Origin of the sequence: Burkholderia sp. Ac-20365 (assembly GCF_017104715.1) — a bacterium.
Classification (GTDB): domain Bacteria; phylum Pseudomonadota; class Gammaproteobacteria; order Burkholderiales; family Burkholderiaceae; genus Paraburkholderia.
This window is the reverse complement of the sequence record NZ_JAAGPI010000018.1, coordinates 136,725-154,882: the sequence shown is the minus strand read 5'-3', so window position 1 is coordinate 154,882 and position 18,158 is coordinate 136,725. Positions and strand designations below refer to the sequence as shown.

The following is an 18,158-nucleotide window of genomic DNA, read 5'->3' as shown; positions in this document are numbered from 1 at the left end:
AAAAAAAAAATTACCTGGGCCGCGCCGATCAGCAGGTCAAGCTGCGCGGCCTGCGTATCGAGCCGGGCGAGATCGAAGCACTGCTGCGTGCGGCACCCGGCGTGCACGACGCCGTAGTGATCGTGCGCGACGAGCAGTTGATCGGCTACGTCGCGCGACGCGCCGAAGAAGCCTTCGATCAGTCCGCGCTGTTCGCGACATTGAGCGCTCAGTTGCCCGCTTACATGGTGCCCGCGCATGTCATTGAGCTCGATGCGCTGCCTGTTACGCCGAACGGCAAGTGCGACCGCAATGCGCTGCCTGCGCCGACGTTGCAAAGCACGGAAGTGGCCGAGCCGCAGACGGACACCGAACGCGAGCTTGCCGCGATCTGGGCGCGCGTGCTGCGCATTGAAGCTGAAAACGCGATTGGCCGCGATGCCGACTTCTTCGCGCTAGGCGGCCATTCGCTGCTGGCCACGCAGGTCAACGCGCAAATCAATCTCCACTGGTCGCTCGCGCTGCCGCTGCGCACGCTGTTCGATGCCCGCACGCTGGCGCGCTGCGCCGCTGCCATCGACGCTGCGCTCGACGCGCGCGGCGCGCACTCACTCGACGATGCAGCGCGCGCGATCGACGCGCTGCTCGGTGAACTCGAAGCGCAATAAGGAACGATCGAATGACATCCAAACCCGATCTGCTGGCGCTTGCGGCGCGGTTCGCGCAACTGCCGGACGCGCAGCGCAAGCTGTTTATCACGAAGCTCGGCGAGGCGGGCATCGACTTTCGCGTATTGCCGATCCCGGCGCGCGCGGACCGTTCGCAGGCCGTGCCCGCGTCGTTTGCGCAGACGCGGCTGTGGTTGCACGCACGCATGATCGACGAGCCGGCCGCGTATCACGTGACGAGCCGTCTTCAACTCGATGGCGAACTGAATCGCGCGGTGCTGCGGCATGCGTTCGATGCGCTGATTGCGCGTCACGAGGCGTTGCGCACGACCTTTACGGAATCGGCGGAAGGCGGCGTCGAGCAGATCGTGCATGCGCCCGCGCGCTGCCCGTGGCGCTTCACCGACCTGTCGCGTGCGGCGAAGGACGAGCGTGAGCGCATTGCCGCCGACGTGGCCGCGAAAGACGAAGACCAGCCGTTCGATCTCGCCAGCGACGCGCCCGTGCGCGTGCATCTGATCGCGCTCGACGACGCGACCCACTGGCTCGTGCTGACGATGCATCACATCGTCTCGGATGGCTGGTCGATCGATGTGCTGCTCGACGAGCTGGCCGCGTTCTATCGCGCGTATGCAAACGGCGAAACGGTCGCGCTTGCGCCGTTGCCGGTTCAATATGCGGACTTTTCGCTGTGGCAGCGACGTTGGCTCGACGCTGGCGAAGCGGAGCGCCAGTTGCAGTTCTGGCGCGAGCACGTGAAGGCCGATGCGGGCGTGATCGCATTGCCCGGCAGCGGCGCGCGCCCGATGCAGCGCAGCGCGCATGGCGGACGTCATTACTTCACGATCGACGCAAAGACGGCGCAGCGCGTGCGTACGCTTGCCCAGACGCGCCGCGCGACGCCGTTCGCCGTGCTGCTCGCGGCCTTGCATGCGTTGCTCGCACGGGCCAGCGGCGAAGCGCATGTGCAGATCGGCGTGCCCGCTGCGAACCGCGAGCGGGCGGAAACGGCGGGGCTGATCGGATTCTTCGTCAACACGCTCGTGGTCGGTGCGAACGTCGATATGCGCGAGTCTTTCGACGCGCTGGTCGACGCTGTGCAACGTGCGCTCGTCGAGGGTCAGTCGCATCAGGACGTACCGTTCGAGCAGGTGGTCGAATCGCTCGGCGTGCCGCGCAGTGCGAGCCATCATCCGCTGTTTCAGGTGATGGCCTCGTATGCAGCGCGCCGTACGATGCCCGCATTCGGCGATGTGCGCGTGACCGACCTGCCGTTCGGCGCACCGTATGCGAAGTTCGATCTGACGCTGGGTTTCGAGGAGCGCGATGACGGCGCGCTGAATGCTGCGTTCGTTTATTCGACGGATCTGTTCGATGCGCGCGCCGTCGAGCGCGTTGCTGGCGAATACGCACAGTTGCTCGACAGCGCGCTGGCTGCGTCGCAAGCACCCGTGGGCGAACTCGAATGGTTGACGCGCGACGAGCGCGCGCAACTCGATGCATGGAACACGTATGAGCGTGACGATGCGCCGTTCGTCCCCGTGCATGCGAAGCTTGCGCAACACGCGAAGAAGAAGCCCGATGTGAGCGCGGTGATCGATGCGGACAAAACGCTCACGCGTGCCGAACTCGACACACGCGCTGCGCGTCTCGCGGCGCGAATGATGGCGGCGGGTGTCGGTGCGGAAACCCGAGTCGGCATTGCTGTCGGGCGTTCGACGGACCTGTTTGTTGGACTGCTCGCGATCCTGAAGTCGGGCGGCGCGTTCGTGCCGCTCGATCCAACGCATCCGCGCGACCGCCTCGCGCACATCGTCGACGATGCTTCGATCGATCATGTCGTCACCGAGCGTCAGCATGTGTCGAAACTGCCGTTGCGGGATAACACGCGTGTATGGCTGATCGACGCCGAAGACGAAGCAACGCAACAGGACATCGCGTATAGCGAACCGAACATCGCGCCGACGCAGGCCGCTTATCTGATTTACACATCGGGATCGACAGGCAAACCGAAGGGTGTGGTCGTCGATCATGCGTCGATCGCGATGCACTGCGCAGCAATCGCCGCGCGTTACGGCATGCGCGAGAAAGACCGCGTGCTGCACTTCATGTCGATCAATTTCGACGGCGCGCATGAGTGCTGGCTCGCGCCGCTGACGGCGGGCGTCGATATCCGCATCACCGACGACGCGTTGTGGCCGCCCGCGCAAACGTGCGAGACGATCGCGAGCGAACGCATCACGATTGCAGCATTCCCGCCGAGCTACGCGCTGCAAATGGCCGAATGGGCGCGCACGCATGGCGCGCCGCGTACGCTGCGCTCGCTCACGGTGGGCGGCGAGGCGACGTCGCGCGAGGCGTTCGCCGCGCTGCGCCAGGCGTTTCCCGAAGTGCGCGTCGTGAACGGTTACGGTCCGACGGAGACGGTCATCACGCCGTTGCTGTGGATGATCGACGCGCACGAAGACGCGAGCGATATTGCGGACGCCGCGTATCTTCCTATCGGCACGCCTGTCGGCGAGCGCACCGCGCATGTGCTCGGTGCGAACCTGCGACCGTTGCCTATCGGCGTGACGGGTGAACTGTATCTGGGCGGCACGGGCGTCGCGCGCGGTTATCACGCGCGCGCCGCGCTGACTGCCGAGCGCTTCGTGCCGGATCCGTTCGGCGCGCCGGGCGCGCGGTTGTATCGAACGGGCGATCTGGTGCGGCGACGCACGAATGGCGTGCTGGAATTCGTCGGGCGCATCGATCATCAGGTGAAAGTGCGCGGCTTGCGTATTGAGCTTGGCGAGATCGAAGCGCGACTGATGGCGCATCACGATGTGCGCGATGCGGTTGCCGTGGTGCGCGGCAGCGGCGCGGATGCCGCGCTTGCCGCGTACGTCGAACTCAGTGAAGAGGCTCGCAAGCGTGATGATGTGATCGACGGCGATGCGCTCGCGGCGCATTTGCGTCGTGCGCTGCCGGACTATATGGTGCCGCCGCATATCGTCGTGCTCGACGCGTTGCCGCGCAACGCGAATCGCAAGATCGATCGCGCGGCGTTACCGGAGCCAGTGCGCGTCGAGCGCGCATTCGATGCGCCTGCTGCGGGTATCGAAACTGAACTCGCGGAGATCTGGCGCGATGTGCTGCGCGTCGAACGCGTAGGCCGCGCCGATCACTTCTTCGAACTGGGCGGCCATTCGCTCGCTGCCGTGAGCGTGGCGACGCGCGTGAGCGAACGGCTCGCGCTCGATGTTCCTGTTCGCACGCTATTCGAAGCGCCGACGCTCGCGGCCTATGCGCAGCGTGTCGCTGAATCGCCGAGCGTTGCCACGCGTGAAAGCACGCGTCACGAGTTTGCGGCAAGCGACTCTGCGGACCTCGCGCTGAGCGATGCGCAACGCGCGTTGTGGTTCCTGTGGCGCGCGCAGCCGGAGAGCGCGGCGTACAACATTCCCGTTGCGCTGCGCTTGCGTGGCGCAGTGGATGTGAGCGCGCTTGAGAACGCATTCGATTACGCGGCGCAAAAGCATCCGGCATTGCGCGTGCGCCTGGTGTCCACGAAGGGCGCTGCCGAGCCGCGTCAGGTGATCGACGAGCATGTGCGCGTGACATTGCCCGTGGTCGATCTGCGTGCGCTTGCGTCGATGGAAGAGCGCATCGCGGCAGCCACGCGGCTCACCGACGAAGATGCGCTCGCGCCGTTCGATCTCGCCAACGCGCCGTTGTGGCGCGCTCGTCTGATCCGCGTTTCCGATGACGATCACGTGCTGTCGGTCGTGATCCATCACATCGTCGCCGATGGTCACTCGATCGACGTGTGGCTCAATGACGTGCAGCACGCTTACGCCGCATCTGTGACGGGCGAACCGTTGAGCATGTCGTCGATGAAAGCGTCGTTCGCTGCGCGCGCGAAGCCGAGGCAAGTCGACCTGAAGTTCTGGCGCGACGCGTTACGCGATGTGCCCGCGATCCACTTGCCGCAGCCCGCAGGCGAGCGACCTGTTTCGCCTTTGTGGAGCGCGGCGCGCATCGCATTCGAGTTCGATACGCAAACGGTCGAGCGTGCGAAGGCGTTGGCCGTATCGACGCATGCGACGCTGCCGATGTTGTTGCACGCGGTGCTGAACGTCTCGCTCGCACGGCAGACAGGCGCGCTGGATCAGGCAGTCGGCGTGCTTGCGTCGACGCGCGATGCTGCAACTGACGACGTGATCGGTCTTTTCATCAACGCGGTCGTCGTGCGCACGGCCATGCGCGAGGAAGCGTCGCCGCGTGAAGTGATTGCTTCTGTGCGCGAGTCCGCGTTGGGCGCGTATGCGCACGTCGCCGCACCGTTCGCGCGTGTCGTCGATAACGTGCGTGCATCGCGCACCGCGAACGGCAATCCGCTGTTCCAGGTGATGTTCAACTATCTGCGCCCCGCGCAAAGCGATGCGCGGCAATGGCATGGCATCGAAGTGGATGAATTCAACGACGTGCGTCATCGCGTCGTGTTCGATCTCGAACTCGATATCGTCGAGCATCCTGATGGCCGCGTGACGGGCGCGTTTTCATACGGGCGCGAACTGGTGGACGGCGCATTCGTCGAGCGGCTGTGCAGCGATTATCTGGCCGCTGTTACGCGCTTTATTGATGCGCCAGAAGAAGCGATTGTCATTTCGGGCAATACGGTGTCGCGCGAGCAGACCCGACAGAAGCACACCGAAGAAGCCGCATCGCCGCGCGCCCCACAACTGATGCAGGCGCTCGCGCGCATCTGGGCGTACACCTTTGACAGCGATGCGCCCGATCACAACGACAACCTGTTCGAAGCAGGCGCGACCTCGTTCGACGTCGTGCGTTTCGTCGATGCCGCGAACACGGCTGGCCACGCAATCACGATCGATGACGTGTTCGTGCATCAGACGCTCGCGCGCACGGCACAGGCACTGGCGCTGCGGATCGACACCGACATCGACCGCGATGCGCGCGAACCGGCTACGGAGGTGCGCGATGCACGCTGATTTCACACGGAGCGACATGAACACATACAAGCAGCCGACGCTGGCGGCGTATCTGGAAGGCGATGCAATCACAGTGGCCGAAGACGGCCGCGCCGAGGGCATCGTTCTGAATGCGCGCTGGACGCGCGAAGGTGGCCTGCGCATCGTCGAATGGTGCACGGCGATTTCGCCGCAAGGACAGCGCCGCGCGGTGCTGGCCGCGTTGCGCGCGGCATTCGGCGCGAGTCTCGACAGCAAGTCGATTGCGCTCGATACCGACGAGCTGCATCGCGACGCGCTCGATGCGCTGCGTTACAGCGGCGTGCTGACGGCACAAAACCTTTGCTTGCGCGATGCGTGGGCGCAGCAGCCCGATCTGTGGCTCACGCGCGATGCATCTGTGCCGCTCGCGGCGCTCTCGTATGCAATGACGGAAGGCGCGCGGCATCCACGGCGTTCGCCCTATGCGGACGGCGTCGTCTATACGCGCGATGTGCCCGGCTTCGGCCATCGCTTCACGCTGCATACGGCTTCCGTTGCGAACGACCTCGACCATCTGCATGCGTGGATGAACGAGCCGCGCGTCAATGCGTTCTGGGGCGAAGCGGGCACGCTCGACGCGCATCGCGCGTATCTGGAGCGCGTGCTGTCGACGCCGCATGTGCATCCGCTGATCGGCGCGTTCGACGGCGAGCCGTTCGGTTACTTCGAAGCGTACTGGGCGAAGGAAGACCGCATTGCGCCGTTCGCGGCATCGGCGGATTTCGAACGCGGCCTGCACATGCTGGTCGGCGATACGCGCTGGCGCGGCGCCGCATGCGTGGCGGCGTGGCTGCCTTCGCTCGTGCATTACCTCTTTCTCGACGATCCGCGCACGCAGGCTGTCGTGTGCGAGCCGCGTCACGACAACGCTCGCATGATCGATTACCTGAAGCAGCATGGTTTTTCGAGCATCGCGCATTTCGATTTTCCGCACAAACGGGCGTTGCTGATGCGCGTGATCCGCGAAGCGTTCTTCGACGGCCGTCATCTGTGATGGCCCGCTGCGCTTTCCGTCATACGTACCACGTCCGTCGCCACTGGTAGAAGGGAGACATTTCATGAGTCAACGAGAATACATTCACGATCTGATCGGCGTCGGCTTCGGGCCGTCGAATCTCGCGCTGGCCGTGCGCCTCGCGGAAAACGGCAATGCGCCGGGTGCGCATTGCTTCATCGAACGGCAGCCGGAATTCGGCTGGCATCGCGGCATGCTGCTCGACGACAGCCGCATGCAGATTTCCTTCCTGAAGGATCTCGTCACGATGCGCGATCCGAAGAGCCGCTTCACGTTCATCAACTATCTGTTCGAGCGTGGACGTCTGCAGGATTTCGTCAATCTGAAGAACTTCTACCCGACGCGGATCGAGTTTCATGACTATCTGCGCTGGGTAGCGGGCGCATTCGACGATCAGGTGCATTACGGCGAATCCGTGACGCTGATCGAGCCGATCGCGGCCGACAGCGATCCGCGCAACGTCACGCATCTGCGCGTGCATTCGCGAGATGCACAGGGCAAGGAGCGTCACAGGCTGACGCGCGCGTTGTCGGTCGGCATGGGTGGCGTGCCGCAGATTCCTGCTGCGTTTGCTGCCTTGCGCGAGGCGGCCGTGATCCATTCATCGAGCTATCTGACGTCGATTGGCAATGTGCTCGGCGATGGCAAGGGCGATGCGGCACGGCGACGTGTTGCCGTGGTCGGCAGCGGTCAGAGTGCGGCTGAAGTGTTCATCGATCTCACGCGCCGTTTCCCGCATGTCGACGCGACGCTGATCATGCGCGCGCCCGCCTTGAAGCCCGCCGACGACAGCCCGTTCGTCAACGAGATTTTCAACCCTTCGTTTACCGACCTCATCTATTCGCAGCCGAAGGACGCGCGCCAGTCGCTGCTCGATACGTTCCGCGACACGAACTATTCGGTGGTCGACCGTCCGTTGATCGAGCAGATCTACGAACTGCTGTATGTGCAAAACGTGAGCGGTTCCGCGCGTCATCGTCTGCTGAACAACTGCGCGATCGAGGCCGTGCGTGAAGTGCAGGGCGCGCATGGAGCAGAGATCGACATGCGCATGCGTGACCGCATGGATGGCGATGCGCGCGCGGAGCGCTTCGATGCCGTGGTGCTCGCGACGGGCTATCGCCGCGATGCGCATCATGCGCTGCTCGATCCGCTCGCGGACGCGTTGGGCAAGCCCGTCGAGCAATGCGAAGTGGCGCGCGATTATCTGCTCGCGACGCCCGCGCACTTCCAGCCGCGCATCTATCTGCAAGGCTGCTGCGAAGACAGCCACGGCTTGAGCGACACATTGCTGTCGGTGCTCGCGCGCCGCGCAGACGAAATCGCCGGCTCGCTCGAAGCCGGCAACAACGAAAACAGTTTTGCAGTGCAAGCGCGCACAGGGGCGCAAACCGGGGTGAGCGGCGGCCGCATGGCATTCGCTCTTTGACAACAATAAGCAGCGCGACGCGCTGCATTCCATATTTCCGAGGTTTCAGATGGAGTGGGTCAAAGGCACGCAGCAGCGTGCCATTGCTGTGGCAGCCAGCATGACTTTTCTCGCTTGCGCAACGGGTCACGCGCAGGCACAACAGACTCAGGACAAGGAGAACAACGCGCAGGGGACCACGCTTCCCGCCGTGAAGGTGCAGGGGACGACGGCGGGCGATACGGAAGGCCTTGTTGCACATCGCACGTCGACCGCGACGAAGACGGACACGCCGCTCGACGAAGTGCCGCAGACGGTCAACATCGTGACGGCGGCGCAGATCGAAGAGCAGGGCGCGACGTCGATCAACCAGGCATTGCGTTACGTGCCCGGTTTTTCGTCGTATGGCGCGAGTACGCGCTCGGACTGGTACACGGCGATTCGCGGCTTTGTGCCGAGCGTATTCGAGGACGGGCTGCAGGTGCCCAACACGCTGAACCTCGCGAGCTGGCGCATCGATCCGTATCAGGTGGAGAGCATTACGGTGCTGCGCGGGCCGACGTCCGTGCTGTACGGTCAGGGCGATCCGGGTTCGCTCGTCGATATCCAGACCAAACAGCCGACGGCCGAGCGTATCCGCGAAATTGAACTGCAGCTCGGCACCGATGCGCGCAAGCAGATCGGCATCGATCTGGGCGGCAAGATCGACAAGGACGGCACGTTGACGTATCGCTTCGTCGGCGTGGGGCGCGACGGCAACATGCCGACGGGACCGAACGCGGACCAGCGTCTGATGCTCGCGCCGTCGATCAAATGGCAGCCCACGGCGGATACGTCGCTCACGCTCTATGCGACCTATCTGCGCGACAACAGCGATGTGTCGGATAACTTCCTGCCTGCATCGGGCACGATTCTGCCGAACCCGAACGGCGTCATTTCGAACGACCTGTACACGGGCGACGGCAACTTCGCGCGTTACGACAAGCGGCAATGGTCGGTCGGCTACAGGTTCGAGCATCATCTGAATCCGACGTGGACGTTCCGGCAGAACACGCGCTATATGCATCTGTCGCTGAACAACTCGACGGTGTATGGCGGCGGCCTCGATCCCACCGACCCGACGGAAGCATCGCTCACGCGTTATGCGGGCCTGTTCCAGCCGAACTACTCGCGCTTCGATATCGACAATCAGGCGCAGGCGCAATTCCGCACCGGTTCGATCGAACATACGGTGCTGCTCGGCTTCGAATACAACAGGCAACTGTCGACGGATAGCGAACAGCTCGCGCTCGCGCCGAGCCTGAACATGTTCAATCCCGTCTATGTGCCGGTGACGTCGGCGATCTTCAGCGGACCGGATTCGTTCGGCTATAGCGATACGAAAACGAAGCTCGACAGCTTCGGCGTGTATGCGCAGGACCAGATCAAGCTGACGCCGCGCATCGTGTTCACGATCGGCGGCCGTGAGGATTGGAGCCGTAACACGACGACGGATACGGTTGCGAACACCGAACAGCGGCAGAACGATCACGCGTTCACGTATCGCGTGGGCGCCGTGTATCTGGGCGATTTCGGTTTGTCGCCGTACATCAGCTATGCGACGTCGTTCAATCCGGTGATCGGTGTGAACGCGAACGGCTCGCCGTTCGAGCCGACGAAGGGCAAGCAGATCGAACTGGGTCTGCGCTGGCAGCCGTTCGAGAAGAACCTGATGTTGAACGCGGCGATCTATCAGATCAACCAGACCAACGTCACGACGCCCGATCCAACCGATCCGACAGGCACGTTCAGCGTGCAGACGGGTGAAGTGCGTTCGCGCGGCATCGAGTTCAGCGCGGTCGGCAACGTGACGCGCGATCTGAGCATCATCGCTTCGTACGCGTATCAGGATGTGAAGAACATCAAGGCCAATGACGATTCACTGAACAAGTGGCCCGTGGCGATTCCGCTGCCGCGCCAGACGGCTTCGCTGTGGGCCGACTGGACGTGGCATACGGGGCCGCTTACGGGCCTTGGCTTCGGCGGCGGCCTGCGTTACACGAGCTATAGCGCGGGCGGATCGGACAACTCGCTGCACGTGCCGGGCTACACCGTGTACGACGCTGCTGTGCACTACGACATCAGCAAATGGCGCTTCGCCGTCAACGCCACCAACATTTTCAATCGCCGCTATGTGTCGGGTTGCCAGAGCGCGTTCGCGTGCTTCTATGGCAATCAGCGCACCGTGCTGGCGACGGCGCGCTACGACTGGTAAGCGCGTCGATCACTGGACTATTTGAGGAAAGGAAACACAACCATGAACGCTCGCGTGGCCTTTGAGGAACTCGTTCCGACGCCGGACGGCTTTGCATTGTCGGCGTGGCCGCGCGATGCGGCGCCCGAGCAGCTTTTACCCGCGCTCGCGGAGATCTTTTGCCGCGAGCCGAAGCGCCAGCAGATGTCGCTGACCTTGCCGTTCGAACCCAACGACGCGACGGATGCATTCGTCACGCGCGCGATCCGCGAAGGCATTGTCGATACGGCCGTGCGCGAAGGCTCGACGCTGCGGCTCACGACGTCGCGTGCCACCTTCTGGCAGCAGCCGTCGCTATGGATAACGGCGCCCAGTTCGGCAGGCATGCCGATGCGCTATACGATCGATCACAACCGGCGTCATCCCGTGCGTGCGCCGAAGCCGAAGGGCGTCGTGTATCGCCGCTACATGCCGACGGTGGGCATGACCTTTTCGCTGCGCACCGTCGATGTCGAGCGCGACACCGATATCTTTCACTACTGGCAGAACCAGGACCGCGTCGCGCACTTCTGGGAATTCAAGGGCACGCGCGAGCAGCATGCGGCGTACCTGGCCGAGCAGTGCGCGGACCCGCACGTGCATCCGTTGATCGGTTGCTTCGACGACGAGCCGTTTGCGTATTTCGAAGTCTATTGGGCGAAGGAAGATCGCGTCGCGCCGTTCTACGAGGCGGATGATTTCGATCGCGGCCTGCATCTGCTGGTCGGCAATAGCGACTTCCAGAGCGCGGGCAAACTGCGCGCGTGGTTCAATGGCATCCTGCATTACATGTTTCTCGACGATCCGCGCACGCGGCGTATCGTCGGCGAGCCGCGTATCGATCACACGCGGCACATCGCGTGGATGCACCGGCTGGGCGCGTACACGCTGAAGGAGTTCGATTTTCCGCACAAGCGTGCGGCGCTCGTGATAGTCGAGCGCGAGACGTACTTCGGGCAGTTCGGGCCCTGAGTCCGGACAGTGCGTTCAGACCTGCACGGACGGAATGTTCTTCATGCAGCGCAGCGCGAACATCGAGCGGCTGTGGCGAATGCCTGAGAGCTTGTAGAGCTTTTCGCGCAGGAAGCGCTCGTAGCCCGCGGTGCCGTCAACCGCGACCTTGATCAGATAGTCGTATTCGCCCGATACCAGATAGGCCTCGAGTACTTCGGGCAAGGTCGCGAGTTCGTCGCCGAAGCGCGCCAGTGCGTCTTCGTCGTGCCGGTCGAGCGTGACTTCGATCAGCACGACATCCGCGAAACCGAGCTTCTGCTGATCCAGCAGCGCGACGTAGCCGCGGATATAACCATCGGTTTCCAGTTGACGCGTGCGGTTCCAGCACGCGGTCGTCGACATGCCGACAATCTCGGCGAGTTCCGCGTTCGAGAGGCGCGCGTTCTTCTGCAACGCGCGCATGATCGCGCGGTCCTGGTTGTCCAGCGGGCGGTTGCGGGCTTGCATGATGTGCGTCTGGAAGGATGTTCGGTGATTTCCTATCTTACCGGAATATCATTCCGCATTCAGTAGGTGTGCACCGGGAAACAGGAAGCCTGTCCCGACGGTTAGCCGGTATATTCTTCACCATGCTTCCTTGCCCGCAACGACGGGCGGATTACCCTCCGCCAACGGGCGCCGCGCCATTCGCAAGATGGCGCCGGCAGGGGCGGTCAGCGGCGAAACCCACGCCGTGCGACGCGTTCACCGGTCACGGAAGCATGCACCCCTCTACGCTTTTTTCTTCCCCTTCCAGTTCACATCGATGCGCGTGTTTTTGACGGCATCGACAGCCGCTTTTATTAGTAAAACAATCTATATTGCAGAAATAAGACCTTTCATCGCGAATCGCGATTCCAATCGGGTTTTGCAGTAGACCGTGCCTGTGTGCTGCGCCGCATCGTCAGGCCATGGCGGTCTTCGACAGACAGCCATGCTTCAACCAGCAGGGGGAGCCATGTCTACGTCACCGCTTTTCGATGCACCTCACGGCCTCGGCGATTCTGGCGAACAGGTCGACTCGCGTTTGCACAACCACGATCTCGCGCCTGTCCCGCACAACCGCCGAACGTGGACGGGCTACAGCATCTTTGCAATGTGGATGTCGGACGTGCATAGCGTGGGCGGCTATACGTTCGCGGCGAGCCTGTTTCTGCTCGGCATTTCCGGCTGGCAGGTGCTGATTGCACTCACGGTCGGCATTCTGGTCGTCTACCTGCTGATGAACTGGGTGGGCAAGCCAAGCTATATGCACGGCATTCCGTTCCCCGTGATGGCGCGCGTGAGCATGGGCGTGATGGGCGCGAACCTCGCAGCGGTGATACGCGGCGTGGTCGGCATTGTCTGGTACGGCGTGCAAACTTATTTCGCGTCGAAAGCCGTGGCGACCTTGCTGCTTTTATTCATCCCCGCATCCGCTGCCTTGCAGGGCTTCAGCGTCCTGAAACTGGACGGTCTCGGCTGGGTGAGTTTCCTGTTCATGTGGATCTTCCAGTTGATCATCTTCCAGCGCGGCATGGAGACGATCCGCAAATTCATCGACTTTTGCGGGCCGGCCGTCTATGTGGTGATGTTCGCGTTGATGGCGTGGATACTTTCGCAAGCCGGACTTGGCAGCCTGAGTCTGACACTTGGCGGTAAAACGCTAACGGGCTCGGAGCAGTTCGCGGGCATGGGCAATGCGGTGCTGCTCGTCGTCAGCTATTTCGCTGCGCTGCTACTTAACTTTGGCGACTTCTCGCGCTTTGCCAAGAGCGAGCAACAGATGAAGGTGGGCAATTTTCTCGGGCTGCCCGTCAATTTCATCGTCTTCGCGATCATCACGGTGATCGTCACATCGGGCAGTGCGACCGTGTTCGGCTCGATGATCATGGACCCGGTGGCGATCGTCGCGCATATCCAGAACAAAGTGGCCGTCGTGATTGGCAGTCTCACGTTTATCGTGGCGACAATGGGCATCAATATCGTCGCTAATTTCGTTTCGCCCGCTTATGACATCGCGAATCTTTTCCCCAAACATGTCGATTTCAAGCGCGGCGGGCTGATCGCTTCGATTCTCGCCGTACTCGTGTGCCCGTGGATTTTCGTCGACAGCCCCAAGGCGATCACGATTTTCGTCAGCGTGTTCGGTGCCGTGCTCGCGCCGCTTTATGGCGTGATGATGGCCGACTTCTATCTGATCAAGAAACAGCAGGTGCAAACGGCCGAGTTGTACACGATGGCGCCGACAGGCCGCTTCTATTACGACGGCGGCTGGAACCGGGTCGGCGTCGCAGCGCTGCTGTTGTCGGGCTGCATTTCCATTGGTTGGGAATTGTGCACGCAACTACTGCATGTGCTGCCTGAAAACAACTTCGGCTGGTTGATCGGCGCCATCTCGGGCGCAGTGCTGTACGTGCTGATGATGCGGCTCGCGCGCAGAACCTGACGCTTCGGCGCCATAGCACGAATACTCATGTTTGCGCGTTATGGACCGAATTAGGCGCTAGTTTGTCTTTAGAGGCCGATCGAAGTATTCGATACTCAGGAGTCGATTCGCGGCGCGCTATGGCGCGCCACTGCCGCGTCATGGGTCCGGCTACGGGATTACATGGCGCGACGGCGTACCGGATCGAGATAACTCCACACGGCTACGACTTTCGAACGGGCACAAAGATGGACCGGCTTGACGCGTTAAGGCTGTTTGTCGAAATCGCCGAAGCCGGGAGCTTTTCCGCGGCCGCGCGAAAGAGCACGGTGTCGACATCGACAGTCACACTGGCTTTGCAAAAACTGGAGGAGGAAGTCGGCGCGCGGCTTATTATGCGCACCACGCGCCGGCTGGCTTTTACGCATGAAGGTCAGCGCTTTCTCGACGACGCGCGCCGCGTGCTGGCCGACTGGGATGCCGCGATCCTGAGCCTGCGCGAAGATGGCCCGCTGAATGGGCCGATTCGCCTGACGGCCAGCAACGATTTTGGCCGAACGCGTGTCGTGCCGTTGCTCGACAAGTTCATGAGCCTGCATCCACAAGTGCAGGTGTCCTTGCTGTTGACGGACGGCGTGGTCGATCTCGTCGATCAGCATCTGGATCTCGCGCTGCGCAACGGGCCGCTGATCGATTCGCGGCTGAAGGCGCGGCTGCTGCTGACGGGGCCGCGCGTCGTATGCGCTGCGCCGTCATACTGGGCGACGCATGGCAAGCCGATGCATCCGTCGCAGCTTTCGTCGCACAACTGCCTGATTCTCTCGCGGCCCGATGCGCCGATTTCGAACTGGCCGTTCATCGTCGAAGGCAAGCAGATCGGCGTCAGAGTAACTGGCAATCGCGTTGCGAGCGACGGCGGCGTGTTGCGCGAATGGGCTGTCAATGGCTATGGCGTGATCCTGAAGAACCGCTGGGATATCTATCACGAGCTGATGTCGGGCAGGCTGGAAACGGCCCTCGATGCGTATATCGGCGAGCGCGTCGATCTGTTCGCTGTCTATGCGGGAGCCGTGCCGAGCCGGCGGGCCGGCACGCTGATCGACTTCATTGCGCGCGAACTGGCCGTTGACGATACGCTCGAACTGCATCCTCTCGACAGCCTTCGTCCACTCTAGCGCCCGCATCCGATTGTTTAGACCTTAAGCCCGCGTGTGCCGCGACGCCGGGTTGCGCGTGTTTGCAAAAGCGGGTAGCCTAACTCCGATTGTTTTTGTCGGAGTGGATATGTCTCACATCAGCGCAGGTGTCGAATATGGGTTGCACTGCCTGCTTTTCCTGACGGAAGCGGCGCCCGGCGGGGTGTCCGAGGCCAGCGTGCGTGACCTTGCAGAACTGCAAGGCGTACCTGCCGACTACGTGGCGAAACTGTTTACCAAGCTGCACAAGGCCGGACTGGTCATTGCCACAGAAGGCGCGAAGGGCGGCTTTGCGCTTGCGCGCCCGGCAAACCAGATTTCGGTGCTGGACGTGGTCACGGCGATCGACGGCGACAAATCGCTGTTCGAGTGCCGTGAGGTTCGCTCGCGCTGCGCAGTATTTGGCGAGACAGCGCCGACCTGGGCGACGAGCGGCGTGTGCTCGATCCACGCGGTGATGCAGAACGCCGAGAAGCGCATGCGCGAGGCGCTGGCGTCGCAGTCGCTGGAAGACCTCGCGGTCCGCACATCGGCGAAAGCGCCGCGCACCTATGGGCCGCAGGTGGTCAAGTGGCTGGATGGCCGTACGACCGGCCGGCGGCGCGAGCGCGGCGCTACGCGCGGTGGTTCGACTCCCGGCACGCGCTCCTGATCGCTACGGGTCAATACCCCGCCTGAATAAGGAAGGCCGCAGTGTTCAACGCTGCGGCCTTTTTCATTTGTAGCTTTGTACTGACGATTACACCGTCTCGGCCTGCTCACTGCCGGCGCGTGCCCGTTCCCAGGCGGCCCACTCTGCGGCCACACCCGCCAGTTCTGCCTGAGCGCGCTTGAGCGCTTCTGCGCGGGCGGCCTGATCCGAGAACTGCAGCGGCTGCGCGTCGACGAATTCCGGCGTGTCCGCGCCGATGAAAGCAAATGCGGCCTTGAGCGCCGGCGTCAGCGCATCCATCGACGAAAACACGTTGCCGGGGCGCAAATCTGCGCCGCGCGTGGTGATGAACAACACCTTTTGCCGGCTCAGCTGACCGACAATGTTGCCCTCGGCATCCATCTTGTAGGTGATGCCCGGGCGGGTCACGCTGTCGATGAACGCCTTGAAGACCGAAGGCATCGACCAGTTGTACATGGGCATCGCGAAGACGAGGGCATCCGCTTCCAGCAGCCGCTTGCACAGCGCGTCAGAGGGCGCGAGCGTGGCGCGCATGGCGTCGGTGCGCTCGTGCTCCGCGTGATAGGTCGCGATGGCGAAGGCCTCGGTGACGTGCGGCGGTGTATCGACGGTGACATCGAGATAGTCGATTTCGACATCCACGCCTTCGGCGCGCAGGTTTTCGATGAACTGGCGCGACAGCGCGCGGGAGTTGGACCGTTCGCGCTTGGCGCTCGAATCGACGTGGAAAATTTTCATCTGGCTCTCCAGTAACTGCGATCAAAGTTGTCGTAGCTGTGAGGATAGTGAGTTTGCCGGCTGCGCGCAACTGAGGGGACGTATATGCATGTGCGTCAAAGCGCCGCGCGAACGGGCTGCGAGCCTTGTGCAGCAAGGCGCGGCGCGGCGGTCGACGAAGACGGCCGGGCAAATATGAAAAAAATGGGATTCAGTGTTTCGTGAGCGGGCCCGCGGTTGCGCCCCTGGTCGGCAAGGTCGCGACACCGGTATCACCTTCGTGTCATCGCACTGACGCGTGGCCCCTCGGCCGTCGATAACAAGTCATGCGTATGACAACGACGTACAAAACGATGTCGTAGCGTATGCGCGTAGAAGTTCTGAACCGGCACCCGCAACGAATGTTGCTGCGCGAAAAGGTCGCGCAGGTTATGCGTGCGCGCCGCCAATAGATGGGAGCGCCGGAGCCTTGCGACCCGTGGCGCTTCAGGTTTGTTCAGGTTTTAGTGCGCGCACGAAAAACCGTGCGCATGCGAAATCAATCCAGCATGATTCCGTTCGGGCCAGGCGGAACGGCGGATGCGAGAATCATCCGGTCGCGATTGGCAGGAAAATAACTTTCGCAAGCACGCGGACGGAATACCGGGTCACCGCGCCGGATCGGCATGCCTGTTAGCACACAGAACGAGTCCATGCGCGCAAGGCCGATTCGCCATACCTGATCCGCGTAATGGCCTGAGCGCGGATCGCTCCAGCACACGCTGAGCGTCTTCGACGACAGCTGCTCGAGAATGGAAATATGCGCGGGCGGCGGCTCCACCTCGACGGGTTCGAGTGCTTCGGGCGGAGGCCGCTTGGTCATGCGGAATTTTTTCTTGGGACCGTATTGTGCTTTCTTGATCGAATCAACTGGCGTGGGCATCAGGACGCCTACCAATGCGCGCCTGACGATATCTTCTTCAACCGGACGAGTCATCATTCACCTCCGTCACAGAGTTTGGCGGGCGGCACGCTCTGACGCGGCCGAGGTGCTGCTGCTGACGTCAACAGTGTTGTGCGGTGTGGCTCGCAAGGCAGATCAGCGATATGCCTGCATGGCGCGCAGCGATGCGCGGAGTCGATTCCCGTCATTAACGCGCCGTGTCTCTATATTGGACGTTCAGACGGCCATACAGCAAGTTAAGCGTTGTTAACCGGAAAGTGCAACGTAATAGTTTCCGCTTCAGGTGCTTGATTTTCTTAAAGCCATGGCAAGCCCAATTCTGTATTGGGTTCGCGCTTGCCAAGGCTTTGCCTTCAGCTTAAACATGTACTGCGATTACTTCTTGTCCCATGTGACGAGATCTTTATCGTTGTCGTCTGCGACAAAGATGGCAAGCAGCTTCGCAGGTTTGGTCTTGCTTGCGTTCTCACTGACCATGTGATGCACACCTGGTGTTTCTGTCCAGCTTTCGCCCGCGTGATAGACGCGCTCTTCGCCATCATCGACCTTGCTGCGGATCTCGCCCTGAAGTACATAGCCCACGACGAACGCCTGGCCATGGCGATGCGACGGCGATACGCCACCCGGTTTGTAGTCGACGACGATCGCCGTCATGGTCTTGCCCGGCACGTTGGCAATTGCCGTCTGGAAGGCCGGGCTGATGTGCTCGCGCGGCCCATCGACGCCATGCGCATGCGCCGCGTGCGGTGCCGTCATCGCGATGCAGACTGCGGCCGTGGATGCAAGAACGGTATGAACAAAATTCACTTTAACTCTCCGATAAATAAGCGGTATGCCATGACGCCGCGCAGCAAGCGGCGGGTTCTGCTTCG

13 protein-coding genes are annotated in these 18,158 nt (G+C 62.3%); 9 read left to right on the top strand and 4 right to left on the bottom strand.

Annotated elements, in window-relative coordinates; translation table 11 throughout:
* The 6 genes from G3O01_RS26895 to G3O01_RS26870 form a co-directional block, all read left to right on the top strand.
* On the top strand, positions 1-647 hold a 647-nt coding region (locus tag G3O01_RS26895), incomplete at its 5' end, for a phosphopantetheine-binding protein (RefSeq protein WP_205809670.1).
* 11 nt (positions 648-658) lie between these two features.
* Complete coding sequence (locus tag G3O01_RS26890; protein WP_205809669.1) at positions 659-5,641, top strand: non-ribosomal peptide synthetase; 4,983 nt, start codon at positions 659-661, stop codon at positions 5,639-5,641.
* 16 nt (positions 5,642-5,657) lie between these two features.
* Positions 5,658-6,656: a GNAT family N-acetyltransferase gene (locus tag G3O01_RS26885; protein WP_241024284.1), complete on the top strand. Its 999-nt coding sequence runs from the start codon at positions 5,658-5,660 to the stop codon at positions 6,654-6,656.
* 64 nt (positions 6,657-6,720) lie between these two features.
* Positions 6,721-8,106: a lysine N(6)-hydroxylase/L-ornithine N(5)-oxygenase family protein gene (locus G3O01_RS26880; protein ID WP_205809667.1), complete on the top strand. Its 1,386-nt coding sequence runs from the start codon at positions 6,721-6,723 to the stop codon at positions 8,104-8,106.
* Positions 8,107-8,155: 49 nt separating this feature from the next.
* Positions 8,156-10,339 (top strand): TonB-dependent siderophore receptor, encoded by a 2,184-nt coding sequence (locus G3O01_RS26875; protein WP_205809666.1) that lies wholly within the window; start codon positions 8,156-8,158, stop codon positions 10,337-10,339.
* 42 nt (positions 10,340-10,381) lie between these two features.
* Positions 10,382-11,329, top strand: coding sequence for a GNAT family N-acetyltransferase (locus tag G3O01_RS26870; RefSeq protein ID WP_205809665.1), 948 nt, complete (start codon positions 10,382-10,384; stop codon positions 11,327-11,329).
* Between the two features lie 15 nt (positions 11,330-11,344).
* On the opposite strand, the gene G3O01_RS26865 is transcribed toward G3O01_RS26870, so the two are convergent.
* Positions 11,345-11,818, bottom strand: a complete 474-nt coding sequence (locus G3O01_RS26865; protein ID WP_205809664.1) for an Lrp/AsnC family transcriptional regulator — start codon at positions 11,816-11,818, stop codon at positions 11,345-11,347.
* Between the two features lie 490 nt (positions 11,819-12,308).
* Between G3O01_RS26865 and G3O01_RS26860 the strand changes: the two genes are divergently transcribed.
* From G3O01_RS26860 to G3O01_RS26850, 3 genes are all read left to right on the top strand, one after another.
* Positions 12,309-13,778: an NCS1 family nucleobase:cation symporter-1 gene (locus G3O01_RS26860; RefSeq protein ID WP_205809663.1), complete on the top strand. Its 1,470-nt coding sequence runs from the start codon at positions 12,309-12,311 to the stop codon at positions 13,776-13,778.
* Between the two features lie 227 nt (positions 13,779-14,005).
* Positions 14,006-14,932 (top strand): LysR family transcriptional regulator, encoded by a 927-nt coding sequence (locus G3O01_RS26855; protein ID WP_205809662.1) that lies wholly within the window; start codon positions 14,006-14,008, stop codon positions 14,930-14,932.
* A gap of 109 nt (positions 14,933-15,041) precedes the next feature.
* Positions 15,042-15,605 (top strand): Rrf2 family transcriptional regulator, encoded by a 564-nt coding sequence (locus G3O01_RS26850; RefSeq protein ID WP_205809661.1) that lies wholly within the window; start codon positions 15,042-15,044, stop codon positions 15,603-15,605.
* Between the two features lie 87 nt (positions 15,606-15,692).
* Here the strand turns inward: G3O01_RS26850 and G3O01_RS26845 are convergent, their stop codons facing one another.
* From G3O01_RS26845 to G3O01_RS26835, 3 genes are all read right to left on the bottom strand, one after another.
* The gene (locus G3O01_RS26845; RefSeq protein WP_205809660.1) at positions 15,693-16,364 is read right to left on the bottom strand and encodes an NAD(P)H-dependent oxidoreductase; all 672 of its coding nucleotides are present in this window, start codon (positions 16,362-16,364) and stop codon (positions 15,693-15,695) included.
* 517 nt (positions 16,365-16,881) lie between these two features.
* Positions 16,882-17,205, bottom strand: coding sequence for a DUF3331 domain-containing protein (locus G3O01_RS26840; RefSeq protein ID WP_241024283.1), 324 nt, complete (start codon positions 17,203-17,205; stop codon positions 16,882-16,884).
* Between the two features lie 456 nt (positions 17,206-17,661).
* Positions 17,662-18,042: a cupin domain-containing protein gene (locus tag G3O01_RS26835; RefSeq protein WP_241024298.1), complete on the bottom strand. Its 381-nt coding sequence runs from the start codon at positions 18,040-18,042 to the stop codon at positions 17,662-17,664.
* Between the last annotated feature and the right edge of the window lie 116 nt (positions 18,043-18,158).